The following is a 21,652-nucleotide window of genomic DNA, read 5'->3' as shown; positions in this document are numbered from 1 at the left end:
ACCAAAACCACCTCTGGAGCATCGCCATGAAAGTCATGAACCGAATTCGCACACTCGCGGCAGTGGCCGTGGGTATCGGCGCGCTGGGCGCCGCGAGCGCCTGGGCCGCCGATCTCAAGGTCGGTTTCATCACTTCGCTGTCGGGGCCTGTGTCGTCGCTGGGCATTCCCTACGACAAGGGCATGAAGGCCGCAGTCGCCTACAAGTCGGAGGTGGGCGGCCGCAAGGTGCAGGTGATCCAGCTCGACGATGCGTCCGACCCGTCCACCGCCGCGCGCAATGCGCGCAAGCTGATCGAGGAAGACAAGGTCGACGTCATCATCGGCACGGCCGGTGCGCCAGGCTCTCTGGCCATCGCCGGCGTGGCGCGCGAAACGAAGACGCCGCTCATCTCCATCGCCAACGCCGACCTGGCCGGCGAGGAGGGCGCGTGGATGGTGACGCTGCCGCAACCCGCGCCGCTGATGATGGGCGCGATGGTCGAGAAGATGAAGCAGGCCGGCGTGAAGACGGTGGCCTACATCGGCTACTCCGACGCCTGGGGCGACCTGGTGTACGACGCGCTCACGAAGTCGGCGCCCGCGGCCGGCATCAAGGTGGTGAGCAACGAGCGCTATGCGCGCAGCGATTCTTCGGTGGCGGGGCAGGTGCTGAAGATCGTGGCGCTGCGGCCCGATGCGGTGATCACCGGCGCCTCGGGCACGCCTGGCGCGCTGCCCTACCTGGCGCTGGCCGAGCGCGGCTACAAGGGAAAGATCTACGGCATGCACTCGCTGATCAACCCCGACTTCATCCGCGTCGGCGGTCCCTCGGTCGAAGGCCTGCTGGCGCCTACCGGCCCCGTGGTGGTGGCCGAGCAGTTGCCCGACAGCAACCCGATGAAGAAGATCTCGATGGACTTCCGCGCCGCTTACCAGAAGGCCAACGGCGCACCGCCCACCGACACCTTCTCGGCCTACAGCTTCGATGCGTGGCTGATCTACCTCGACGCCGCGCAGCGTGCGCTGGCCGGCAAGGCCGAGCCCGGCACGCCGCAGTTCCGCCTTGCATTGCGTGACGCCATCGTCAGCACCAAGGAGCTGGTGGGCACGCACTCGGTCTACAACTTCAAACCCACCGATCGCTATGGCTCGGACGACCGCTCGCGCGTCGTCGTGAAGCTCGAAAAAGGCCAATGGAAGCTGGTGCCCTGACATGAAGCAGAAGCTCACCCACATCCTCGGCGCCACGGCGCTTGCACTGGCCGCCACGCAAACCATGGCAGCCGACCTGAAGATCGGCTTCATCAGCTCGCTCTCAGGCCCGGTCGCCGCGCTCGGCATTCCGTACGAGAAGGGCATCCGCGCGGCGATTGCCGAGCATCCCGAGATCGCAGGCCGCAAGGTCCAGCTGATCGTGCTCGACGACGCCTCCGACCCCACCACCGCCGGGCGCAACGCGCGCAAGCTCGTGACCGAGGACAAGGTGGACGTGCTCATCGGAACCTCGGGCGTGCCCGGCGCGATGGCCATCGCCGCGGTGGCCAAGGAACTGAACACGCCGCTGATCTCGCCCACGCCGGTCACCATCGCAGGCCCCGAGGGCGCGTGGACCGTGACGGTGTCGCAACCGTTCCCGCTCATGGTCGCGGGCGTGGTCGACCGCATGAAGAAGTCGGGCGTGAAGACGGTGGCCTTCATCGGCTTCTCGGACGCGCTCGGCGACCTGGCCTACGACTCGCTGGTGAAGAGCGCGGACGCGGCCGGCATCAAGGTGGTGGCGAACGAGCGCTATGCGCGCAGCGATTCGTCGGTGGCCGGGCAGGTGCTGAAGATCGTCGCGGCGCGGCCTGACGCGGTGTTCGCGGGCAACTCGGGAACGCCCGGCGCGCTGCCATACATCGCGCTGGCCGATCGCGGCTACAAGGGCAAGATCTACGGCACGCACGGCCTCATCAACGCGGACTTCGTGCGCGTGGGCGGTGCTTCCATCGAAGGCCTGCAGGTGCCCAGCGGCCCGGTGCTGGTGGCCGACCAACTGCCCGACAGCAACCCGATCAAGAAGGTGTCGATGGCCTTTCGCAGCGCTTACCAGAAGGTCAACGGCGTGGTGCCGACCGATGCGTTCTCGTCATATACCTACGACGCCTACCTGCTGCTGGCCGACGCAGCCTCGCGCACCAAGGGCGAGCCGGGCACGCCGCAGTACCGCACGGCGCTGCGCGATGCCATCGTGAGCACCAAGGAGCTGGTGGGCACGCATGGCGTCTATACCTTCAAGCCCGACGACCGCTATGGCTCCGACCAGCGCGGCGTGGTCATCGTGCAGATGACCAAGGGCCAGTGGAAGCTGGTCCCGTGAGCAAGCTCGCCCCCAGGCTGCGCGCACTTCGTGTCGCTTCGCCCACCCCCTACCGGGGGCAACACCGGTGGCCCGGCAAAGCCGGTTCCACGGTGTTCCGCGAATTGACGTGACGCGACCTGAATCAGGAGCACGTCCATGAACATTTATCGCAATCGCCCCGATCTCGTCGCGGCGCTGGTTCGCGACGACCGGGTGCACCGCGACCTGTACCTGAGCGAAGAGCTTTTCGCGCTGGAACAGGAGCACCTGTTCGCCAGCACCTGGGTCTTTCTCGGCCACGCGAGCCAGGTGCCCGAGCCCGGCGACTTCGTGACGCAGGACATCGCGGGCCGGCCGCTGCTCATGGTGCGCCAGCCCGACGGAGAAGTGCACGTGCTCTACAACCGCTGCGCCCACAAGGGCACGCAGCTGGTGACCGACGAGTGCGGCAACACCGGCCGATTCTTTCGCTGCCCCTACCACGCGTGGACCTACAAGCTCGACGGCGCGCCGCTCGGGCTCCCGTTGAAGAACGGGTATGAAGGCACGCAGCTCAAGGCTTGCGAGTCGGGGCAGGGGCTGTCGGTGGTGAAGAACGTGAAGGTGTATCGCGACTTCGTGTTCGTGCGGCTCTCGGACAACGGCCCCTCGTTCGAAGACTATTTCGGCGAAGTGCTGGGCGCCATCGACAACATGGTCGACCGCTCCCCCGAAGGCAAGCTGACGGTGGGCGGCGGCGTGCTGCGCAACATCGTCCACTGCAACTGGAAGATGTACCTGGAGAACATCAACGACACGGTGCACCCGATGTCGACGCACGAGTCGGCCACCAAGGCGGCCGAGGCACTGTGGGAAGGCCGTGCGCCCACCGACCCCAAGCCGATGGCGATGGAGCAGATACTGCCCTTCGGCTCGGGCTACGAGTTCTTCGACAAGATGGGCGGGCGCGTGTTCGCCAACGGGCACAGCGTGCTGGGCGTGAACTTCAGTATCCACTCCAACTACGCGCAACTGCCCGAGTACGAGGCCGCGATGCGTGCCGCGCACGGCGAGGAGCGTGCCACCGAGATACTGCAGCGCTCGCCGCAGAACTCGGTCTTCTATCCGAGCCTGTCGGTCAAGGGCTCGCCGCAGGCCATTCGCGTGATTCGCCCGCTGGCGGCCAACCGCACGCTGATCGAGGCCTGGAGCTTCCGTGCGGCGGGCGCGCCGGCACTGCTGTTCGAGCGTGCCATGAGCTACAACCGGCTCGTGTTCTCCCCGATGTCGGTGGTCGCGCATGACGACGTGCACCTGTTCGAGAGCATCCAGCAGGGCCTGCGGGCTGGCGGCAACGAATGGGTGAGCCTGCATCGCAATTTCGACCCTGCCGAGACGCAGCAGGCCACGGTCACCACCAACGGGACCAATGAGCTGCTGATGCGCAACCAGTTCCGCGCATGGGCGAAGTCCATGGCGGCGGGCATGGAGGCCACGCAATGACGGACCCACGCGATTTCGTCGCCCACGAGGCGGCCCTGCTCGACGAGCGTCGCCTCGACGAATGGCTGGCCCTGTTCGCCGAAGACGGCCACTACTGGGTGCCGCTGCTCGGCGCGGCGCAGGCCGACCCGTTCTCGCACAACTCGCTGGCCTATGAAGACCGGCTGCTGCTGCAGCTGCGCGTGGACCGCCTCAAGAACCCGCGCGCCCATTCGCAGCACCCGGCCAGCCACAGCCAGCATGTGCTGCAGCCGTCGCGCATCGAGCGCGAGGAGGGTGACGAGGCATGGCTGCGCACGCCGTTCCTCTACGTCGAGGCGCGCGGCGAAGACCAGGTCCTGCTGAGCGGCACCGCCCGCCATCACCTTGTCCGCACGCCCGTCGGCTGGGCTATCCGCCAGAAGCGTATCGACCTGCTCAATGCCGGACGCGCGCTGCCGGCCATCCAGTTGTTCATCTGAGTTACCTGTTCATTCCAACAACCATCCTCACCGGAGCTACGACATGAAGAGCCTGATGCAGACCTTGACGCGCGGCACACTCGCCGCGGTGCTGACCGCCTGTGGCGTTGCGAGCGCGCTGGCGGCCGACCTCAAGGTCGGCCTGAGCGTGTCGCTGTCGGGGCCGAACTCCTCGCTGGGCGTGCCCTATGCCAAGGGCATGCAGGCCGCGCTGGCCTACAAGGGCGAGGTGAACGGCCGCAAGATCCAGCTCGTCGTGCTCGACGACGGCTCCGACCCCACCACGGCCGGGCGCAATGCGCGCAAGCTGATCGAGGACGAGAAGGTCGACGTGCTCATGGGCACCTCTGGCGTGCCCGCGGCAATAGCGATGGCGCAGGTGGGCAAGGAAGCGAACACACCGATGATCGGCCTCACGCCGATCCTGCTCGACCCCAACGAGAACCCGTGGGTCATGACCGTGGCGCAGCCCACGCAGCTGATGATCGACGCGGTGGTCGAGCGCATGAAGCGCAACAACGTGAAGACGGTGGGCTACATCGGCTTCTCCGACGCCTGGGGCGACCTGGTGTACGACGCGCTCATGAAGGCCGCGCCCGGCGCCGGCATCAAGGTGGTGAGCAACGAACGCTATGCGCGCGCCGACGCATCGGTGACCGGCCAGGTGCTGAAGATCGTGGCGCTGCGGCCCGACGCGGTGATGACCGGCGGCGCCGGCACGCCCGGCGCGCTGCCGTTCCTTGCCCTGCAGGAACGCGGCTTCAAGGGCGGCGTGTACGGCCAGCATGGCCTGATCAACCCCGACTTCGTGCGCGTGGTCGGCGCGGCCGGCCAGAACGCGCTGATGCCCACCGGCCCGGTGATCGTGGCCGAGCAGTTGCCCGACAGCTATCCGACCAAGAAGATCGCGACCGATTTCCGCGCCGTCTTCCAGAAGGTCAACAACGCACCGACCAGCGATGCCTTCTCGGCCTATTCTTTCGACGGCTGGCTGGTGTTCGCCGATGCAGCCTCGCGCGCCATGAAGAAGGCCGAGCCGGGAACGCCCGAGTTCCGCGTGGCGCTGCGCGACGCCATCTTCAGCACGAAGGAAGTGGTGGGCACGCACGGCGTGTACACCTTCAAGCCGGGCAGTCTCTATGGCGTGGACGAACGCGCCCGCGTGATCGTCAAGCTCGACAACGGACAATGGAAGCTCGCACCTTGAACCGCTCGCCTTTGCTTTACCGGAGGGCCGCGCGATGACATGGGACGTGGCGCTCATTCTTCTCACCGACGGCCTGGCCAACGGCGCCGTCTACCTGCTGGCCGGCCTCGGGCTGGTGCTGATCTTCTCCGTCACGCGGGTGGTGTTCGTGCCGTTCGGCGACATCGCGGCCTTTGCGGCCCTGTCGCTCGCGGCCTTCGAAACCGACCGTGTGCCGCCGACCATCGGCATGGTCGCGGTGCTGGCCGCGCTGGCGCTGGCCACCGAGATCGGCAGCCTGCTGCGTCGCGGCGAGGCCGCGCGCATTCCCAAGGCGGTGCTGATGTGGGGCGTGCTGCCCGCCATTCCGTGCGTGCTCGCGTGGCTGGCGGCGCGGCCCGGGGTGCCGGTGGCCGTGCACATCGCGGTGGCCGTGCTGCTGGTGGTGCCGATCGCACCGCTGCTGGCGCGGGTGGTGTTCCAGCCGATCGCGGATGCATCTGTGTTGGTGTTGTTGATCGTCTCCCTGGCGCTGCACTTTCTCCTGTCGGGCTTGGGCCTGCTGTTCTTCGGGCCTGAAGGCTCGCGCACCACGCCGCTCACCAGCGCCGTGTTCACGCTGAGCGACGGCTTCACCGTCAGCGGGCAGGTGGTGCTGATGGTGGGGGCGGCCATCGTGCTGAGCGGGCTGTTCTTCCTGGTGTTCGAGCGCACGGTGGCTGGCAAGGCACTGCGCGCCACGGCCGTGAACCGCGTGGGTGCGCGGCTGGTCGGCATACGGCCGGTGCGCACGGCGCTGCTGGCGTATGGCTGCGCCTCGCTGCTGGCGGGGCTGATCGGCGTGCTCATCGCGCCGGTGACGACGATGTATTACGACTCGGGTTTCATCATCGGCCTGAAGGCCTTCGTTGCCGCGATCATCGGCGGGCTCGTGAGCTATCCGATGACGGCAGTGGGTGCGTTGGCGGTCGGCGTGGTGGAGAGCTTTGCCTCGTTCTGGAGCGGCGCGCTGAAGGACGTGATCGTGTTCAGCCTGCTGATTCCCGTGCTCATGCTGCGTTCGTTCATGGCGGCGCACGCCGAAGAGGAAGAAGACGAGGTGGACCAATGAACGGCAACCGCAAACGCATGGCGTGGATCGCCGGACTGGTCGTCGTGCTGGCGCTGGTGCCGGCGGTGGCGGGCAGTTTTACCGTCTCGCTGCTGAACGACATCGGCATCGGCGCGCTGGTGGCGCTGGGGCTGGTGCTGCTGACCGGCGTGGGCGGCGCGACTTCCTTCGGGCAGGCGGCCTTCGTGGGTATCGCGGCCTACGCGACCGCGTGGCTCACGACGACGCAGGGCATGTCGCCCTGGATCGGGCTGCTGTTCGCATTGCTGCTCACGGGACTGTCGGCGCTGGCCATCGGCATGCTGACGCTGCGGCTGGGCGGGCACTTCCTGCCGCTGAGCACCATCGCGTGGGGGTTGTCGATCGCGATGCTTTTCGGCAATGTCGATGCGCTGGGGCGGCACACGGGGCTGTCGAACATTCCGGCGCTGCAGGTCGCGGGCTGGTCGCTGGCCGATCCGCGCGCGATGTACTACCTGATCTGGGTGGTGGTCGGGCTGGCCTGCCTGTTCAGCTACAACCTGCTGCAGTCGCGGCCGGGGCGCGCGATTCGCGGGTTGCGCGGCGGCGCGACGCTGCTGGCGAGCGTGGGGGCGGATGCATACCGCTTGCGGCTCTCGCTGTTCGTCACAGCCGCGCTGTTCGCGGGGCTGGCGGGCTGGCTCTATGCGCACATGAACCGTTTCGTGAGCCCGTCGCCCTTCGACGTGCGTGCAAGCATCGAGTATCTGCTGATGGCGGTGGCCGGCGGGCTGGGCCAGCTTGCCGGCGCGCTGGTGGGCGCCGCGCTGGTGCTGGTGCTGAAGAACGGACTGCAGGACGTCTTGCCCATGCTCACGCAGCGCGCCGGCCAACTGGAGGCGGTGGCCTTTGCGGCGCTGTTCATCCTGCTGCTGCACTTTGCGCGCGGTGGCGTGATGGGGCTGCTGCGCCGCTGGACGCGCCGGCGCGGCGGCGCCCAGGGGCCTTCGCGCCACGATGCGCCGCCTGTGGAGCCGCTGCCGCACCGCACGCTGCCCGAGCGCGGCTCGCAGGTGCTGTCGGTGAACGGCGCGGTCAAGCGCTTCGGCGGGCTGGTGGCGGTGAACGACGTGAGCTTCGACGTCAAGGCCGGCGAGATCGTCGGGCTCATCGGCCCCAATGGCGCGGGCAAGTCGACCATGTTCAACCTGCTGACCTGCACGCTGCCGATGAGTTCGGGCCAGGTGCGCTTCCTGGCCCACGACATCGCAGGCATGCCGCAGCGCGAAGTGGCACGGCTGGGCCTGGCGCGCACCTTCCAGCACGTGAAGCTGCGCCCGCACATGAGCCTGCTGGACAACGTGGCGCTGGGCGCGCACTCGCGCACACGCTCGGGCATCCTGAAGGCCGGGCTGCGGCTGGACCGCACGGAAGAGCGGCAGATCCTGCAGGAGGCACAACGCCAGCTCGACCGCATCGGGCTGGGCGACCGCGCGCACGAACTCGCGGGCAGCCTGCCGCTGGGAACCCAGCGCATCCTGGAAATCGCGCGCGCGCTGGCCGCTGACCCGGTGCTGCTGGTGCTCGACGAGCCCGCAGCGGGCCTTCGCCGCAAGGAAAAGATGGCACTCGGCGATCTGCTGCGCAAGCTGCGCGAGGAAGGCGTGACCATCCTCATCGTCGAACACGACATGGACTTCGTGATGAAACTGGTGGACCGGCTGGTGGTGATGAACTTCGGCTCCAAGCTCGTGGAGGGCGTGCCGTCGGCGGTGCGCGCGGACGAGCGCGTGCAGGCGGCTTACCTGGGGAGCGTCGTATGAGCGCCGCACGGCCGCCCGAAGGCGCAGGCCCCCTTCAGGGGGTGCGCGAAGTACACGAAGTGACGAGCCTGGGGGTGTCGAAATGACCGCGATGCTGGAGATTGGCGATCTGCACGTTTCGTATGGGCAGGTCGAGGCGGTGCGCGGCGTGTCGCTCGACCTGCAGCCGGGGCAGATCATTTCGGTGATCGGGCCGAACGGCGCCGGCAAGACCACGCTGCTGGCGGCGGCGATGGGCCTGCTGCCCTGCAAGGGCACGCTGCGCTTCGAGGGCGAAGACCTGCAGGGGCTGGACGTGGAGGCGCGCGTGGAGCGCGGCCTGTGCCTCGTGCCCGAGAAGCGCGAGCTGTTCGGCGAACTCACCGTGCTCGACAACCTGCAGCTCGGCGCCTACGCGAAGCGGCTGCGCGGCGATGCAATGAAGAAGCGGCTGCAGTCGGTGTACGACCGCTTCCCCCGGCTGGCCGAACGGCGCTCGCAGCGCGCCGATACGCTGTCGGGCGGCGAGCGGCAGATGCTGGCCGTGGGGCGCGCACTGATGTCGGCGCCCCGGCTGCTGATGCTCGACGAGCCCAGCCTGGGCCTTGCGCCGCTGATCGTGCGCGACATCCTGACCATCGTGCGCAAGCTGCGCGATGACGGCGTGTCGATCCTGCTGGTGGAGCAGAACGCGCGCGCGGCGCTGGAGAGCTCGGACCAGGGCTACGTGCTCGAGACTGGAGAGATCGCGCTGTCGGGTGCGTCGGCCGAGCTGGCCAGTGACCCGCGCGTGCAGGCGACCTATCTGGGCGGAGGCACGCACGATGACGACTGACGCCCGCGCCGTGCCGCCCGCCCGGCGCACGCTGCCCGCGATACTGCAGCGGCAGGCCGATGTGTTCGGCGCGCGCGCGCTGCTGCGCATCGGCGCGCATGCCTGGACCCACCGCGAAGCGGCTCGGGCCGCCGCCGTTCGTGCCGGTGCACTGGCGGCCGCGGGCGTGGCGCGCGGCGACCGCATCGCCGTGATGTGCGGCAACCGCATCGAGTTCCTGGAGAGCTTTCTCGGCGCGGCATGGCTGGGTGCATCGACCGTGCCCGTCAACACCGCATCGATGGGTCCGCAGATCGAATACTTCCTGGCGAACAGCGAGGCGAAGCTGCTGGTCATCGAGGCCGCGTTCGTCGGGCGGCTTGCAACGGCGGACCTGGGGCGAACGGCGCTGCGCGAGATCTGGGTGGTCGGAGAGACGCAAGCTGCCGAATGGCGGGCGCCTGCCGGCGTGCGCATGGTGCCTTACCCCGAGGCAGGAGACGCGCTGGAGCCGGCGCCGGTGCAGCCGGGCGATCCGCTCGCCATCCTGTACACCTCCGGCACCACCGGGCCGGCCAAGGGCGTGATCTGTCCGCATGCGCAGTATTTCTGGTGGGGCCTGAACAGCGCCGAGGTGCTGGGCGTTGGTGCCGACGACGTGCTGTGCACCACGCTGCCGTTGTTCCACATCAATGCGCTCAACACCTTCGCGCAGGCTGCGTTGACCGGTGCCGAGGCGGTGTTCGAGCAGCGCTTCTCCGCATCGGGCTTCTGGCCGGCGATGCGCGCGAGCCGCGCCACTGTGGTCTACCTGCTGGGCGCGATGGTGCCGATCCTGCTCGCGCAGCCTGAAGGGGCGGGGGAGCGGGATCACCGGGTGCGCATCGGGCTCGGGCCGGGCGTGCCTTCCGCCGCGGGTGCGGCGTTCAAGGCGCGCACAGGCGTGTCGCTGCTCGAAGGCTACGGCTCTACCGAGACCAACTTCGCCATCGCCACCGCGCCGGATTCGCCGCGCGGCGGCGTCATGGGCTGGTTGCGCCCGGGCTTCCAGGCGCGCGTGGCAGACGAAGACGACGTGGCGCTGCCGCCCGGCGAGGCCGGCGAACTGCTGCTGCGCGCGGACGAGCCTTACGCCTTTGCGAGCGGCTACTTCAACATGCCGGAGAAGACGGTCGAGGCCTGGCGCAATCTCTGGTTCCATACGGGCGACCGCGTGGTGCGCGATGCCGATGGCGCGTTCCGTTTCGTCGACCGCATCAAGGACGCGATCCGCCGACGGGGCGAGAACATCTCGTCGTTCGAAGTCGAGCAGGTGCTGCTGAGCCACCCGGGCGTGGCCTCTTGCGCGGTGTATCCGGTGCGCTCCGAACTGGCCGAAGACGAAGTGATGGCCGCGCTGGTGGCGCGCGAGGGCGTGCAGGTCGATCCTGCGGAGCTTGCGCGTTTCTGCGAAGGCCGCCTGCCTTATTTCGCCGTGCCGCGCTATATCGACGTGCTGGCCGACCTGCCGCGCACAGAGAACGGCAAGGTGCAGAAGTTCAAGCTGCGCGAGCGCGGCGTGGGGCCGCTGACCTGGGACGGCCGGCCCGCACGGAGCTAGATGCATGACGAGCGCAGCGCAACCCCTTTCCGGCCGCGCGGCGTTCGTGACGGGCGCGGGGCGAGGGCTCGGCTTGGCGATTGCGCGCGGGCTCTGCCAGGCGGGGGCTCGCGTGGCGCTGGCCGACATCGACATTGCCAGCGTGGAAGTTGTGGCGAAAGAATCCGGCGGGCTCGCGCTGGAACTCGACGTGCGCGACGAGACCGGCTTCTCCGCCTGCTTCGACAAGGCCGTGGCGCACTTCGGCGCGGTCGACATCATGGTCAACAACGCGGCCCGAACGCCAACGACCTCGCTCTGGGACATCACCCCCGAGGAATGGGACGACGTGCTCGCCGTCAACCTGCGCGGCAGCTTCTTCGGCTGCCGCATCGCCGGGCGGCACATGCGTGGGCGCGGCGCGGGCCGCATCGTCAACCTTGCATCGATGGCGGGGCAGCAGGCCAGCGCGGCGACCGGCGCGCACTACGCGGCCAGCAAGGCGGGGCTGCTGGCGCTGACGCGCTCCTTCGCGCAGGAGCTGGCGCCGCACGGCGTCACCGTGAATGCGCTGGCCCCGGCGGCCATCCAGAGCCCCTTGCTCGAGTCTCTGGACCCCGCGCGACGGCAGGCGCTGCAGGCCGGCATTCCGATACGTCGCTTCGGCTTGCCGGAAGAAGTTGCGGCCGCCGTGGTCTATCTCGCGTCCCCGGCGGCAGCCTTCATGACCGGCGCCACCCTGGACCTGAACGGCGGCCGTTTCATGCGGTGACAACCGGCATCCCTCCGCGCCGCTAAAATGATTCAGAACTAAAACATTCAGGTATGCACTCAAATTCATTGACTGGCCGCCACGCACTCGTGACGGGTGCCGCACGTGGCATCGGCGCCGAGATCGCCCGCACCCTTGCCGCCGAGGGCGCCGTCCTGACCCTGCTGGGGCGTGACCGCGAGGCACTGCAGCGCGTTGCAGATTCGCTGGAGGGTACCGGGCACGGCGCAGCTGCTGCCGATGTGGCGAATCCGGAGGCGGTGCAGGCCGCTTTCGCCGAAGCGCGCGCCGCGCGCGGGCCGGTCGCCATCCTCGTCAACAACGCGGGCGCGGCCGAGAGCGCGCCCTTCCTCAAGACCTCGTTCGATCTCTGGCAACGGATGCTGTCGGTCAACCTCACGGGCAGCTTCCTGTGCGCGCAGGCCGCGCTGCCCGACATGCTCGATGCCGGCTGGGGCCGCATCGTCAACATTGCGAGCACGGCCGGTCAGAAGGGCTACGCATATGTGGCGGCCTACACCGCGGCCAAGCACGGCGTGGTCGGCCTTACGCGCTCGCTGGCGCTGGAGGTGGCACGCAAGGGCATCACGGTGAATGCGGTGTGCCCGGGCTATACCGACACCGACATCCTGCGCAACAGCGTGGCCAACGTGGTCGGCAAGACGGGGCGCAGCGAGGCCGATGCGCTGGCGGAATTCTCGAGCGTCAACCCGCAGCGCCGCATCGTTCAGCCGGCCGAGGTGGCCGATGCCGTGCGCTGGCTGTGCGGTGCAGGCGCCGCGTCGGTCACGGGGCAGTCGATCTCGGTTTCCGGAGGAGAAGTGACATGACACGCAACGACGCTTCCCACGCCGCGCTGAGCGATGCCGAAGAACTGGGCCACGAGGCGCGCGCGGGCCATGAGGATCACGCGATGCTCAAGCTGTGGCTGCGCATGCTGGCCAGCACCACGCAGATCGAGGCCGAGATCCGGCGCCGGCTGCGCGAGCGCTTCGGCATCTCGCTGGCGCGCTTCGACTACATGGCGCAGCTCTACCGCTACAAGGACGGCCTGAAGATGCGCGTGCTGTCGCGCTACCTGATGGTGACCGGCGGCAACGTCACGGGCCTTACCGACGAGCTGGAACGCGAAGGCATGGTGGCGCGCGCCCCCAGCCCCGACGATCGACGCGCGTGGATCGTGAGCCTCACGCCCACGGGCCGCCGCACCTTCGAGACCATGGCGAGCGAGCACGAGCAATGGATCCTCGAGATGTTCTCGGGGCTCGACATGAAGACGGTCAAGCAGCTGCACACGCAGCTCGGCCTGCTGCGGGTGCATGTGATGCGCGGCGAGCCTTCGGGCGAGGAGGGCTGAGCATGGGCGAGGGCACCGAGTTCTGCCGGCCGCGGCTGATTCGCTTCTCGGATTGCGATCCGGCGGGAATCGTCTTCTATCCACAGTACTTCGTGATGCTCAACGGCCTCGTCGAAGACTGGGTGAACGAAGGCCTCGGGCTCAGCTATCACGGACTGGTGGCGCAGCGGCGAATCGGCCTGCCCACCGTGAAGCTCGAAGCCGACTTCCGCGCGGTGAGCCGCATGGGCGACCAGGTGATGCTCGGTCTGACCGTGGAGCGGCTGGGCTCGCGCTCAATGACGTTGCGCGTGCGCTGCTTCGATCCGGTCGACGGTGAAGTGCGCATGCAGATGCAGCAGGTGCTGGTGACTACGTCGCTCGAAACCCATCGCGCTGTTGCCATTCCGGACGACATGCGCGCGGCCATCGTGCGCAACGCGCCGGAATTGGGCTGAGCCTTCGCTCTCAGGGCGCGGGCTCGCTGCCGGACGCGGCGTCCTGCGCGCGCTTCTTCAGCCAGCCGGTGAGTTCCTTCTTGCCCTTGGCATTGGCGCTGCGCCATGCCTCGCGTGCCGCCGCGATGAAGCGCTCTTCCGCCGCGTCGGGCACTTCGCTGGGGCGGTCTTCCTTGTCGAGCCAGCCGGCTTCCACGTCGCAGTGTCGTTCGATCTGCCGCGCCAGGTTGTCGCCGATGGGCCGCGAACTCTTGATCTGGCTCCACATGCTGGGAGAGATTTCGATCTTCTTGGCGAACGCCTGATCCAGCCCCTTGGCGGGCAGGCCCGCGGCAACGGCCTCTTCGAGAAAACGGCGATGAAGCGCGAGGGCATTGCGGCGACGCGCGACGGTGATATTGGGCACTGTTCAAAAACAACAACAAGACAAAAAAAGATTGTCCCGGTTGTTGACGTCGCCGTAAACACTATTTACAGTTGTCTTCATTCGCGGTCCAAGCCGTACCTTTTTTCCAACCCCTAACGGCCGACAGCGGCAATTTTTGACCCAGGAACCATCGTGAACATCGCATTGACCTTCACCAGCATTCGACCCGCCTCGGGCCGATCGCTCGTGCGCGTCTGGGCGTGCGGTGGTTTCGGCGACATGCCGTCGATCCGACTGAATCAGCACCAGAGCCACGTGTATTCCACGAAAGCCGCAGCCAGCCTGCGCGTTGGAAAAGTCGAGGATCAGGTGCTACCGGGTGGAGGTTGCGCGTAGGCGCATACCTTCCAAGCTCTCTCATGCAGAGGCCCGGACACCGAAAGGTTCCGGGCCTTTTTTGTTTTGTTTGTTACCGGCCGTGCTTGGCCATTCCGGGTGTGCCTTCACCACACCGCCAGAGCCCACCGCGTAGACGGTCTGGCGGGATGTGCAGGACTTGATCACTCCTGTGCAGCGACGTCGTACGGGGCAGCGCCCAGCGCTGTCCGTCGCGTGAGGACACAACCGGAATGGAAAGCGGGCGGGCAAATTTCGATCCCTGTTTTCAACCCGCGTTAGCTCAATGGATCAGAGCACTTGCCTACGAAGCAAGGGGTTGCACGTTCGAGTCGTGCACGTGGGGCCAGTTTTTCTGTTTGCTGTCACATCAACCAAGGAGCCGTCATGCGCAAGCGCAATACCCCGATCCGGATGATCACCGTGCGTCCCGCACAGCCGCGCAAGCGCATGGTGCTGGCCTTGGCCCGCCGATTCGGCATCGTGACCGATGCACGGCGTCTCCCGGAAGGCGCGGATGCATCGCCTGGTCGCGAGCCTCGACTGGAGGGCCTCGATCTCGATCAGCGCGTGCGCGCAGTCGGCGAGTGGTAGAGGCTGCCTGACAGCAGGCCGCTCATGTTTCATGGTGCGCGTAGCTCAATGGCAGAGCCGCGGGTTGTGGTCCCGCTGACGACGGTTCGATTCCGTTCGTGTACCCCATCGTTTTCTGGATTTCATTCAACGTCGTCAAGACGACCATCGCCGCGAAAGGAGGCGATATATGCATCCTCACGTCCTGCAACTCGACATTCAGGGCACGCCGCAAGCCTGGATCTCGCTGGAGCAGGCGGCGTTGCACTACGCCACCGGCTCCGTGGCTTGGGAAGACGGCGACCTGCCGCTGGCGACGCTGCGCGGCGGCTTCAATGTGGCGCGCGGCGTGCAGTCTCGCGTCGAGGTGGCGCCCATCATCGCGCTGCGCGGTGCCTCGAAGATCAATCTCTTCGACGTGGTTCCGAGCGTTACCAAGAGCAAGCTGCTTCGCCGCGACCGCCACACCTGCGCCTACTGTGCGGGCGTGTTCCAGGAGCGCGACCTGCAATGCGAGCACGTAATGCCCGAATCACGCGGCGGCCCGTGGACATGGACCAACCTCGTGAGTGCGTGCGCTGTCTGCAACAACCGCAAGGCCGCGCGCACGCCGGAGGAAGCCGGCATGCCGCTGGTGTATCTGCCTTATGTGCCGAGCCGCTTCGAGAACTTTCTGCTCGAAGGCCGCAACATCCGTGCGGACGTGCACGAGTGGCTGGCGAAGCGGCTGCCGAAGGGTTCGCGGCTGCAGTAGGGGCTCGGCCGTGATGCTTGCTCCAGCCCGCGCCCATGAAAAAAGCCCGCTGTCTTCGAGGCAGCGGGCTTTGCCATAAGCAGTGTGCGGTTCAGCGCCCGACACCGAAGAAGCGGTATGCGATCACTCCTGCGGCTGCAATTCCCCCCACGATGACGGCAATAACCTTGGCGGTGCGGCCATTGCCGCGCCGCGAGCGAGGCCAATGGTCCGGGCCGATCAAGTCGATGGGTACCGTGGGTTTGCCTATGTCGGAAGCCTTTTCCATGGCAAGAAATATAGCCGACGCCCGAAGCCGCTTGCCGCTGCCGGTCCGTTCTGTGGTTCCCTGGCGTCGTTGCCGATGCAGGCTGCGAGCAGGCAAAAAAATACCCGCATGAGCGGGTCTGAACGAGCTTTTGAGCTTCGAGTTTGTTTCCCTGTCGTAATGTTCTTGTGATGCGTGACAGCCATTACAAGATGCCATGCGACGTAGGTGGCTTTTGTAGGTTGCGTCCCGACGGGGCGTAAGAAGTCGACAAATATGTGGAATATTTCCTTATGAACAAAAAAATCGTTCTCGAAAGTTTGGCTAAAGCACTCGAGAGTTGGGCCCGCAACGCCTCGGCGGCGCAGTTCTGGCAGCTGCATCAATCCGGTGGTTTGGGTGCGTCCATCGATATGGACGAAGACATCGTCCGGGTTCGCGTCACGCTGGGCGGCCCGCGCAACGCGCTGTCGGATCTCGGCAAGACCGACGGGCGCTTGCCGGTGACAGAGGCTTTTCTTGGCAGCAGCAACGCGGCTTGGGGCACGCCGCGATTGCAGGGCAGTCTTGCGCGCGAGCAGTGGTTCCTTTCGAGTGAACTCGCTCGGGAGCACGCACGCCAGTACCTCGCGGCTGAGATCGGTGAGCAACAGGAGGCACTCATGCGATTTCTCGATGACTGGGCCGCCGGGCAAGGCGCTGCGTCCTGAGTTTGTCGGTGCGCGCGATGTGACTGTCTTTTCTCTCGGGCGCGAGTCACATCGCGGGGATGTGAACCTCCTCGACGCGCAGGCTCGTGAAGGGCCCTGTTCTTTGCGGTTGATGTGTCGGCTGCGAAACTCGTCCCAGTTCATAGCCGCGCCCATACACCGTGTGCAGGATGAAGCCGTTCTCTCTGGACAGGGCGAGCTTGCGGCGTATGCCCGACATGCAGACATCGAGCACGCGGCTGTCCTTGCGCGTCACGCCGGTACTCCAGAGCAGCGAGAGTATCCAGTCCCGCTCCAGCAACTGGCCGCTGTTGCGGAAGAGCAATAGCGCGAGTTCGAACTCGCGGGGCTTCAGTCGCACCTCCTGATCGTCGTTCATGACCACGCGGTTGGGTCCGAGAAAGCGATAGCAGCCAAACACGAGATCGACGGTGCGCGCAGGCGGCGCGGGCGACACCTCGACGCGGTGGACGAGGGTGCGTATGCGCCAATCGAGGTCGAGATCGCTGATTGGCCAGACGATGAAGTCGATGGCGTGATTCTTCGAGGCTTCTTCCCGCACCGCGACCAATTCGTCGACTGGCATATCGCGCTGTGCTTCGTTGACGACCAGGAGTGCTGGAACATGAAGCACCTTGCACATGGCGACGAGACCTGTCCATCCTCCCTCGCCCTGCAGCGTCAGCAGGAGCAGGCCGAATTTCCTGCCGCTCCCCAGCGCTACGAGGAAGTCAGCACCGCTGTCGAATGTCGCGGATGCATGCCCCATGGACCGAAGCTTTTCGGTAAGCAACACCGCCTGTACCTTGTCGCAGCCCACGAGCGCGATGGGCTTCATTTCCGCCAACTGGTTCATTGCCAGTTCCCCCTGTCAATAAGTTTTCGATCGAGCCATGCCGGCGTGCGGTTTGCAGCACCGGGCCTATATCGACTGCTTTCGAGGAAGCGGTCGATGGCTTGAATCTCCACTTTTCATTGCGTTCGGAAAAGGTTGGGACGAGACAGCAATGGGTTCCATTCGGCCAAACGCTCAGACTTGTTCAGTAAGGTCTGAGCGTTTGTGAAGAAAGTCATGCCTGGCGGGAGGGACCCATGCGACGAGACCTGGAAGGCAGAGGGGCTCAGGACTCTTGGCGCTGGTGCGTACATCACCCACCACCGAATACGGCGGCATGCTGCTGGCCTTTATCCCCGGCTGGACAACTCGACCCGAGCAGCTTCGACGCCTTCCCCTTTCACCATCAACGTGGCCAAGCAGGGCGCGTGCGAGCCACGCGCGGCGCCCATCGCTGCCGGTGGAAGGCCACCCCAGCTGAAGCTGCCTTCGATTTGCCCGCCAGCTTGTAGCTAGGACGCTGGCACGAGTTGTACGTCTTGCGCGGGATCCTGATGGAGGATCATTGCCCAGGTCAATTCGAAGCCCATCAGTGCCTTGTCCGATACGAGACTTGCTTCAAGATGAGCCTGAGAAAACTGCCGCTGTTGCACAAGTTCTTGTGCGAGCAGGTTGGGCTGGGGGTGAGTCTTGATGAGCGCTCTCAGAGCTGCCGTAAGCGCCATCTCTGTTCCGAGAAGGTTCGCAGCTGAAGCGGTTGCAGTTGCCTCTTCCGGTGTGGCCATTTTGTCCTACCCTTGCGGGCTCCGTGTTGAGGACTTATGACTGTACTCCAAGAGCAGGCCCGAGCGGTGCACCCGCTTTGCGACTGCTTGGCAGTGCCGACCGGCATAGCACGCACGCCAATGAAAAAGCCCGCACAAGGCGGGCTCTGAGAATGTGGTCGTGAACTCTTACGCGGTCCACGCTACGGCAAATTCTTTTGCATGAAGTCATTTTTGTTTTCTTCGTCGTAGTGACTTCGACGCGCTGGTATGGGGTTCAGCTTGCCCGGAGGACAGCGCTCAGAACCATTGAGCGTCGCAGGATTGTACCCGACCGCCAGTCTTTGATCGGGTTGGGCGTCAGCGTTGCCGGTAACGTAGTCCATGGTGCCGGACTTCACGGCAATCATCGCGTCATCGAGCAAGGGGTACTGCCCGCTGCCTCGGCTGATTGCGCCACCTCAATTTGAGGCCGCCGTTGCGTTGTGATGCGCGGCTTTCAGATAAGCCGGAAAAGAAAAAACCTCCCAGTCTTTCGACGGGAGGTTTCTCTGTTTTGCGGAGCACGTTTCGCTATCGCGGAACAGTGCTTCTTAAGAAATAGCGCGAGAACCGCGCAGTTCCTAGTGTTGGTGGTGGGCCCTGAGTGACTCGAACACTCGACCTACGGATTAAGAGTCCGCTGCTCTACCAACTGAGCTAAGAGCCCTTGCTTTGAAAACGTTTAGTGTTTTCTGGCAAGACCACGAGTATATCCCAGATTTTGATCTTGTCCAAAAAATTTGTGAGTCGCAGCGTTAGGATTCGCCACACCCGACGGGCGAGGCCCTTCAACCAGGAGAATTTCGATGAGCGATGCAAGCACCACGTCCCATGTCTTGATCACCGGCGCCGCTGGCGCACTGGGCCGCGCAGTGGCCCAGCATTTCCTTGGCCAAGGCGCGCGCCTTGCGTTGGTCGACCATCATGCAGACCGGCTCGCCGAGGTCTTTCCGGGCCTCGACAACTCGCGGCACCTGCTGCTCGCGGGCGACGTGACCTCGGCGTCCGGCATGGCCGGCCTTGCCGCGCAGGCGCTCAAGTCCTTCGGCCACATCGATGCGCTCGTGCACATCGCGGGCGGTTTCGAAATGGGCGAGGCCACGCATGCGCTCTCGCGCGATAGCTGGGACCGGATGATGAATCTCAACGCCTGGTCGTTCGTTGCTGTGACTCAGGCTGTGCTGCCTTCGATGATCGAACGCCGAGCGGGCAGCGTCGTGGCCGTGACGGCGAAGGTCGCCGCGCGCGGTCTGCCGGCAATGGCCGCGTACATCGCTTCGAAGAGCGCGCTGCAGCGGCTGGTGGAAGCCATGGCGGCCGAAGCGGCACCGCACGGCGTCAGCGTGAACAGCGTGGCGCCGAGCGTGCTCGACACGCCCGCGAACCGCCAAGCCATGCCCGACGCCAATCCGGCCGAGTGGGTGTCGACCTCGGTTGCCGCTCAGACCATCGGCTTTCTCGCGTCGCCGGCGGCCGCCGCGCTGCACGGCCAGCACCTGACGCTCGACACCTGAGCCGCAAAAGGAAAAGGCCCTGGCGGATGCCAAGGCCTTTTCAGTATCGGTTGGTGGAGAGGATGAGGATCGAACTCACGACCTCCGCATTGCGAACGCGGCGCTCTCCCAGCTGAGCTACCCCCCCAACGCAGGCAAATTTTAACCAGAACCGCGGTTTTGGAACATGCCGCCGTGCCAAGATTCGCGCCTTTCGAAGCACTGAGAAAAGAACCGCATGGCCTCGTACGAACCCGCCTGGCTGGAAGGCATGTACAACAACCTTGCGCGGGTGAAAGACCACCCCGCGTACTTCCAGCGCTGGGCGCGCGACTCCGCCGCCGCGCGCGACAACTTGCCCGCCCGGTTAGACATTCCCTACGGCAGCGGCACGAACGAAACGCTCGACGTCTTCCCGGCTCCCGTGCCCGACGCGCCGGTGCTGGTGTTCATCCACGGCGGCTACTGGCGCGCCATGGACAAGAAGGACCACTCTTTCATCGCCCCGGCATTCAACGACCGCGGCATATGCGTGGTCCAGCCCAACTACGCGCTGTGCCCCGGCACGCCGGAGCAGCCGGTGACCGTGCCCGGCATCTTGATGCAGATGGTGCGCGCGCTGGAATGGACGTGGCGTCGCGTTGCGGCCTACGGCGGCGACCCTTCGCGCATCACCGTTGCGGGCCATTCGGCCGGCGGCCACATGGCGGCGGCTTTGCTGTCGTGCGACTGGAAAGCGGTCGCGCCCGATCTGCCCGCGCAACTGGTGCGCAACGCGCTGTCGATCTCCGGCCTCTACGACCTGCGTCCGTTGCAGCACACGCCGTTCCTGGTGAAGACGCTGAAGCTGACCGATGCCGACGCCCTGCGCGCCAGCCCGGCGCTGTGGCCCGCGCCGAAGCGCGGCCAGCTCTATGCAGTGGCCGGCGGCGAGGAGAGCGAGGAGTTCATCCGCCACAACGCGATGATCCGCGAGGCGTGGGGCCGCAACACCGTGCCGGTGTGCGAAGTGCTGCCGGGTCTCAACCACTTCGGCGTGGTCGATGCGCTCGCCGAACCGGCCCACGCATTGCACCGCCATGCGGTGCATTTGCTAGAAGCCTGACCGGCGTGGCGAGGCAGCGCAGGGCGCTTACATCAGCAGATGTTCGCCCGCGTTGTCGCCGCCCAGCGTGACGTAGTTGACCTTGCGGATGTCCATCAGCGTGCGGCCGCCCGCATAGCTGATCGAGCTTTGCACGTCCTGCTCCATCTCGACCAGCGTGTCGGCCAGCTTGCCCTTGATCGGCTCGAGGATGCGCTTGCCTTCGACGTGCTTGTATTCGCCCTTGTTGAAGTCGCTGGCGGAGCCGTAGTACTCCTTGAATAGCGTGCCGTCGACCTCGACCGTCTTGCCCGGCGATTCTTCATGTCCCGCGAACAGCGAGCCGATCATCACCATCGACGCGCCGAAGCGCACGCTCTTGGCAATGTCGCCGTGGTCTCGGATGCCGCCGTCCGCAATGATCGGCTTGGTCGCCACGCGGGCGCACCACTTGAGCGCCGACAACTGCCAGCCACCCGTGCCGAAGCCGGTCTTGAGCTTGGTGATGCAGACCTTGCCCGGGCCGATGCCGACCTTGGTTGCGTCCGCGCCCCAGTTCTCGAGGTCGATCACCGCTTCGGGCGTGCCGACGTTGCCGGCAATCACGAAGGCCTTCGGCAGCTTCTGCTTCAGGTAGCCGATCATGTTCTTCACGCTGTCGGCGTGGCCGTGCGCGATGTCGATGGTGATGTATTCGGGCGTCAGGCCCTCGGCCACCAGCTGGTCGACGGTGTCGTAGTCGGGCTTCTTCACGCCGAGCGAGATCGAGGCGAACACGCCCTTGCCCTGCATGTCCTTGACGAACTTGAGGTTGTCGAGGTCGAAGCGGTGCATCACGTAGAAGTAGCCGTTCTGCGCCAGCCACAGGCAGATCGACTCGTCGACCACCGTCTTCATGTTGGCGGGCACCACCGGCAGGCGGAAGCTGCGCTCGCCCAGCGTCACGCTGGTATCGCACTCGGAGCGGCTCTCCACGCGGCATTTGCGCGGGAGCAGGAGAATGTTGTCGTAGTCGAAGATTTGCATGGCCAGGCTCCAGAAATGAATCGTTGAAGGGAACGAAAGAGCGCTTGGTCCGGCCGGTTTTCGTGGTGCGTTCAGCA

25 protein-coding genes and 4 tRNA genes are annotated in these 21,652 nt (G+C 65.9%); 21 read left to right on the top strand and 8 right to left on the bottom strand.

Features of this window, described 5'->3' with window-relative positions; genetic code table 11:
- The first annotated feature begins 26 nt into the window (after positions 1-26).
- From ACQY8B_RS16620 to ACQY8B_RS16560, 13 genes are all read left to right on the top strand, one after another.
- Positions 27-1,193: an ABC transporter substrate-binding protein gene (locus tag ACQY8B_RS16620; RefSeq protein ID WP_422087724.1), complete on the top strand. Its 1,167-nt coding sequence runs from the start codon at positions 27-29 to the stop codon at positions 1,191-1,193.
- A 1-nt stretch (position 1,194) separates the two neighbouring features.
- On the top strand, positions 1,195-2,340 hold the full coding sequence (locus ACQY8B_RS16615) for an ABC transporter substrate-binding protein (RefSeq protein WP_422087723.1): 1,146 nt from the start codon (positions 1,195-1,197) through the stop codon (positions 2,338-2,340).
- A 138-nt stretch (positions 2,341-2,478) separates the two neighbouring features.
- Entirely contained in the window at positions 2,479-3,804 is a 1,326-nt protein-coding gene (locus ACQY8B_RS16610) for an aromatic ring-hydroxylating dioxygenase subunit alpha (RefSeq protein ID WP_422087722.1), read from the top strand.
- The gene (locus tag ACQY8B_RS16605; protein ID WP_422087721.1) at positions 3,801-4,265 is read left to right on the top strand and encodes an aromatic-ring-hydroxylating dioxygenase subunit beta; all 465 of its coding nucleotides are present in this window, start codon (positions 3,801-3,803) and stop codon (positions 4,263-4,265) included. The genes ACQY8B_RS16610 and ACQY8B_RS16605 overlap by 4 nt, the downstream gene beginning before the upstream one ends.
- A gap of 43 nt (positions 4,266-4,308) precedes the next feature.
- Positions 4,309-5,472 (top strand): ABC transporter substrate-binding protein, encoded by a 1,164-nt coding sequence (locus tag ACQY8B_RS16600; protein WP_422087720.1) that lies wholly within the window; start codon positions 4,309-4,311, stop codon positions 5,470-5,472.
- 34 nt (positions 5,473-5,506) lie between these two features.
- The gene (locus ACQY8B_RS16595) at positions 5,507-6,562 is read left to right on the top strand and encodes a branched-chain amino acid ABC transporter permease (RefSeq protein WP_422087719.1); all 1,056 of its coding nucleotides are present in this window, start codon (positions 5,507-5,509) and stop codon (positions 6,560-6,562) included.
- Positions 6,559-8,346: an ABC transporter permease subunit gene (locus ACQY8B_RS16590; protein WP_422087718.1), complete on the top strand. Its 1,788-nt coding sequence runs from the start codon at positions 6,559-6,561 to the stop codon at positions 8,344-8,346. The genes ACQY8B_RS16595 and ACQY8B_RS16590 overlap by 4 nt, the downstream gene beginning before the upstream one ends.
- A gap of 82 nt (positions 8,347-8,428) precedes the next feature.
- Positions 8,429-9,160 (top strand): ABC transporter ATP-binding protein, encoded by a 732-nt coding sequence (locus ACQY8B_RS16585; protein ID WP_422087717.1) that lies wholly within the window; start codon positions 8,429-8,431, stop codon positions 9,158-9,160.
- On the top strand, positions 9,150-10,739 hold the full coding sequence (locus tag ACQY8B_RS16580; protein ID WP_422087716.1) for an ATP-dependent acyl-CoA ligase: 1,590 nt from the start codon (positions 9,150-9,152) through the stop codon (positions 10,737-10,739). Before ACQY8B_RS16585 ends, ACQY8B_RS16580 begins: the two co-directional genes overlap by 11 nt.
- Positions 10,740-10,743: 4 nt before the next feature.
- The gene (locus ACQY8B_RS16575; RefSeq protein ID WP_422087715.1) at positions 10,744-11,490 is read left to right on the top strand and encodes an SDR family NAD(P)-dependent oxidoreductase; all 747 of its coding nucleotides are present in this window, start codon (positions 10,744-10,746) and stop codon (positions 11,488-11,490) included.
- Positions 11,491-11,543: 53 nt separating this feature from the next.
- On the top strand, positions 11,544-12,320 hold the full coding sequence (locus ACQY8B_RS16570) for an SDR family NAD(P)-dependent oxidoreductase (RefSeq protein WP_422087714.1): 777 nt from the start codon (positions 11,544-11,546) through the stop codon (positions 12,318-12,320).
- The gene (locus ACQY8B_RS16565) at positions 12,317-12,847 is read left to right on the top strand and encodes a MarR family winged helix-turn-helix transcriptional regulator (protein WP_237679327.1); all 531 of its coding nucleotides are present in this window, start codon (positions 12,317-12,319) and stop codon (positions 12,845-12,847) included. Before ACQY8B_RS16570 ends, ACQY8B_RS16565 begins: the two co-directional genes overlap by 4 nt.
- A gap of 2 nt (positions 12,848-12,849) precedes the next feature.
- A complete protein-coding gene (locus ACQY8B_RS16560) occupies positions 12,850-13,284 on the top strand; it encodes an acyl-CoA thioesterase (protein ID WP_422087713.1) in 435 nt (144 codons plus the stop codon).
- Positions 13,285-13,294: 10 nt separating this feature from the next.
- Here the strand turns inward: ACQY8B_RS16560 and ACQY8B_RS16555 are convergent, their stop codons facing one another.
- Positions 13,295-13,690 carry a hypothetical protein gene (locus ACQY8B_RS16555; RefSeq protein WP_422087712.1) on the bottom strand — a complete coding sequence of 132 codons (396 nt, stop codon included), beginning with the start codon at positions 13,688-13,690 and terminating at the stop codon, positions 13,295-13,297.
- Between the two features lie 153 nt (positions 13,691-13,843).
- Between ACQY8B_RS16555 and ACQY8B_RS16550 the strand changes: the two genes are divergently transcribed.
- The 5 genes from ACQY8B_RS16550 (at position 13,844) to ACQY8B_RS16530 (ending at position 15,374) form a co-directional block, all read left to right on the top strand.
- Complete coding sequence (locus ACQY8B_RS16550; RefSeq protein ID WP_422087711.1) at positions 13,844-14,047, top strand: hypothetical protein; 204 nt, start codon at positions 13,844-13,846, stop codon at positions 14,045-14,047.
- Positions 14,048-14,319: 272 nt separating this feature from the next.
- A tRNA-Arg gene (locus ACQY8B_RS16545) sits at positions 14,320-14,396 on the top strand.
- Positions 14,397-14,434: 38 nt separating this feature from the next.
- Positions 14,435-14,641, top strand: coding sequence for a short-chain dehydrogenase (locus ACQY8B_RS16540; RefSeq protein ID WP_422087710.1), 207 nt, complete (start codon positions 14,435-14,437; stop codon positions 14,639-14,641).
- Between the two features lie 34 nt (positions 14,642-14,675).
- Positions 14,676-14,749, top strand: a tRNA-His gene (locus ACQY8B_RS16535).
- 61 nt (positions 14,750-14,810) lie between these two features.
- A complete protein-coding gene (locus tag ACQY8B_RS16530) occupies positions 14,811-15,374 on the top strand; it encodes an HNH endonuclease (protein ID WP_422087709.1) in 564 nt (187 codons plus the stop codon).
- 91 nt (positions 15,375-15,465) lie between these two features.
- On the opposite strand, the gene ACQY8B_RS16525 is transcribed toward ACQY8B_RS16530, so the two are convergent.
- Complete coding sequence (locus tag ACQY8B_RS16525) at positions 15,466-15,642, bottom strand: hypothetical protein (protein WP_422087708.1); 177 nt, start codon at positions 15,640-15,642, stop codon at positions 15,466-15,468.
- A 272-nt stretch (positions 15,643-15,914) separates the two neighbouring features.
- On the opposite strand from ACQY8B_RS16525, the gene ACQY8B_RS16520 reads away from it, so the two are divergent.
- A complete protein-coding gene (locus tag ACQY8B_RS16520; RefSeq protein WP_422087707.1) occupies positions 15,915-16,331 on the top strand; it encodes a hypothetical protein in 417 nt (138 codons plus the stop codon).
- Between the two features lie 46 nt (positions 16,332-16,377).
- Here the strand turns inward: ACQY8B_RS16520 and ACQY8B_RS16515 are convergent, their stop codons facing one another.
- From ACQY8B_RS16515 to ACQY8B_RS16500, 4 genes are all read right to left on the bottom strand, one after another.
- Positions 16,378-17,187, bottom strand: a complete 810-nt coding sequence (locus ACQY8B_RS16515; RefSeq protein WP_422087706.1) for a winged helix-turn-helix domain-containing protein — start codon at positions 17,185-17,187, stop codon at positions 16,378-16,380.
- A 491-nt stretch (positions 17,188-17,678) separates the two neighbouring features.
- On the bottom strand, positions 17,679-17,951 hold the full coding sequence (locus ACQY8B_RS16510; protein ID WP_422087705.1) for a hypothetical protein: 273 nt from the start codon (positions 17,949-17,951) through the stop codon (positions 17,679-17,681).
- 182 nt (positions 17,952-18,133) lie between these two features.
- Complete coding sequence (locus tag ACQY8B_RS16505) at positions 18,134-18,316, bottom strand: hypothetical protein (protein WP_422087704.1); 183 nt, start codon at positions 18,314-18,316, stop codon at positions 18,134-18,136.
- A gap of 247 nt (positions 18,317-18,563) precedes the next feature.
- Positions 18,564-18,639 (bottom strand) — tRNA-Lys (locus tag ACQY8B_RS16500).
- A 139-nt stretch (positions 18,640-18,778) separates the two neighbouring features.
- Between ACQY8B_RS16500 and ACQY8B_RS16495 the strand changes: the two genes are divergently transcribed.
- Positions 18,779-19,486, top strand: a complete 708-nt coding sequence (locus tag ACQY8B_RS16495; RefSeq protein ID WP_422087703.1) for an SDR family NAD(P)-dependent oxidoreductase — start codon at positions 18,779-18,781, stop codon at positions 19,484-19,486.
- A 51-nt stretch (positions 19,487-19,537) separates the two neighbouring features.
- Here ACQY8B_RS16495 and ACQY8B_RS16490 read toward each other — a convergent pair.
- A tRNA-Ala gene (locus ACQY8B_RS16490) sits at positions 19,538-19,613 on the bottom strand.
- 90 nt (positions 19,614-19,703) lie between these two features.
- On the opposite strand from ACQY8B_RS16490, the gene ACQY8B_RS16485 reads away from it, so the two are divergent.
- A complete protein-coding gene (locus ACQY8B_RS16485) occupies positions 19,704-20,570 on the top strand; it encodes an alpha/beta hydrolase (RefSeq protein WP_422087702.1) in 867 nt (288 codons plus the stop codon).
- Between the two features lie 27 nt (positions 20,571-20,597).
- Here ACQY8B_RS16485 and ACQY8B_RS16480 read toward each other — a convergent pair whose 3' ends face one another.
- Positions 20,598-21,575 (bottom strand): GMP reductase, encoded by a 978-nt coding sequence (locus tag ACQY8B_RS16480; RefSeq protein WP_422087701.1) that lies wholly within the window; start codon positions 21,573-21,575, stop codon positions 20,598-20,600.
- Positions 21,576-21,652: the final 77 nt, after the last annotated feature.

The sequence above is a fragment of the Variovorax sp. genome, from assembly GCF_965279555.1.
Lineage (GTDB): Bacteria > Pseudomonadota > Gammaproteobacteria > Burkholderiales > Burkholderiaceae_C > Variovorax.
The sequence above is the reverse complement of the archived record's forward strand: the minus strand, read 5'-3'. Positions and strand labels throughout refer to the sequence as shown.

Bases quoted from the DNA above. Each gene is read 5' to 3' on its own strand.
- ACQY8B_RS16620 (WP_422087724.1), top strand. From the start codon at position 27: ATGAAAGTCATGAACCGAATTCGCACACTCGCGGCAGTGGCCGTGGGT.
- ACQY8B_RS16615 (WP_422087723.1), top strand. From the start codon at position 1,195: ATGAAGCAGAAGCTCACCCACATCCTCGGCGCCACGGCGCTTGCACTG.
- ACQY8B_RS16610 (WP_422087722.1), top strand. From the start codon at position 2,479: ATGAACATTTATCGCAATCGCCCCGATCTCGTCGCGGCGCTGGTTCGC.
- ACQY8B_RS16605 (WP_422087721.1), top strand. From the start codon at position 3,801: ATGACGGACCCACGCGATTTCGTCGCCCACGAGGCGGCCCTGCTCGAC.
- ACQY8B_RS16600 (WP_422087720.1), top strand. From the start codon at position 4,309: ATGAAGAGCCTGATGCAGACCTTGACGCGCGGCACACTCGCCGCGGTG.
- ACQY8B_RS16595 (WP_422087719.1), top strand. From the start codon at position 5,507: ATGACATGGGACGTGGCGCTCATTCTTCTCACCGACGGCCTGGCCAAC.
- ACQY8B_RS16590 (WP_422087718.1), top strand. From the start codon at position 6,559: ATGAACGGCAACCGCAAACGCATGGCGTGGATCGCCGGACTGGTCGTC.
- ACQY8B_RS16585 (WP_422087717.1), top strand. From the start codon at position 8,429: ATGACCGCGATGCTGGAGATTGGCGATCTGCACGTTTCGTATGGGCAG.
- ACQY8B_RS16580 (WP_422087716.1), top strand. From the start codon at position 9,150: ATGACGACTGACGCCCGCGCCGTGCCGCCCGCCCGGCGCACGCTGCCC.
- ACQY8B_RS16575 (WP_422087715.1), top strand. From the start codon at position 10,744: ATGACGAGCGCAGCGCAACCCCTTTCCGGCCGCGCGGCGTTCGTGACG.
- ACQY8B_RS16570 (WP_422087714.1), top strand. From the start codon at position 11,544: ATGCACTCAAATTCATTGACTGGCCGCCACGCACTCGTGACGGGTGCC.
- ACQY8B_RS16565 (WP_237679327.1), top strand. From the start codon at position 12,317: ATGACACGCAACGACGCTTCCCACGCCGCGCTGAGCGATGCCGAAGAA.
- ACQY8B_RS16560 (WP_422087713.1), top strand. From the start codon at position 12,850: ATGGGCGAGGGCACCGAGTTCTGCCGGCCGCGGCTGATTCGCTTCTCG.
- ACQY8B_RS16540 (WP_422087710.1), top strand. From the start codon at position 14,435: ATGCGCAAGCGCAATACCCCGATCCGGATGATCACCGTGCGTCCCGCA.
- ACQY8B_RS16530 (WP_422087709.1), top strand. From the start codon at position 14,811: ATGCATCCTCACGTCCTGCAACTCGACATTCAGGGCACGCCGCAAGCC.
- ACQY8B_RS16525 (WP_422087708.1), bottom strand. From the start codon at position 15,642: ATGGAAAAGGCTTCCGACATAGGCAAACCCACGGTACCCATCGACTTG.
- ACQY8B_RS16520 (WP_422087707.1), top strand. From the start codon at position 15,915: ATGAACAAAAAAATCGTTCTCGAAAGTTTGGCTAAAGCACTCGAGAGT.
- ACQY8B_RS16515 (WP_422087706.1), bottom strand. From the start codon at position 17,187: ATGAACCAGTTGGCGGAAATGAAGCCCATCGCGCTCGTGGGCTGCGAC.
- ACQY8B_RS16510 (WP_422087705.1), bottom strand. From the start codon at position 17,951: ATGGCCACACCGGAAGAGGCAACTGCAACCGCTTCAGCTGCGAACCTT.
- ACQY8B_RS16505 (WP_422087704.1), bottom strand. From the start codon at position 18,316: ATGGACTACGTTACCGGCAACGCTGACGCCCAACCCGATCAAAGACTG.
- ACQY8B_RS16495 (WP_422087703.1), top strand. From the start codon at position 18,779: ATGAGCGATGCAAGCACCACGTCCCATGTCTTGATCACCGGCGCCGCT.
- ACQY8B_RS16485 (WP_422087702.1), top strand. From the start codon at position 19,704: ATGGCCTCGTACGAACCCGCCTGGCTGGAAGGCATGTACAACAACCTT.
- ACQY8B_RS16480 (WP_422087701.1), bottom strand. From the start codon at position 21,575: ATGCAAATCTTCGACTACGACAACATTCTCCTGCTCCCGCGCAAATGC.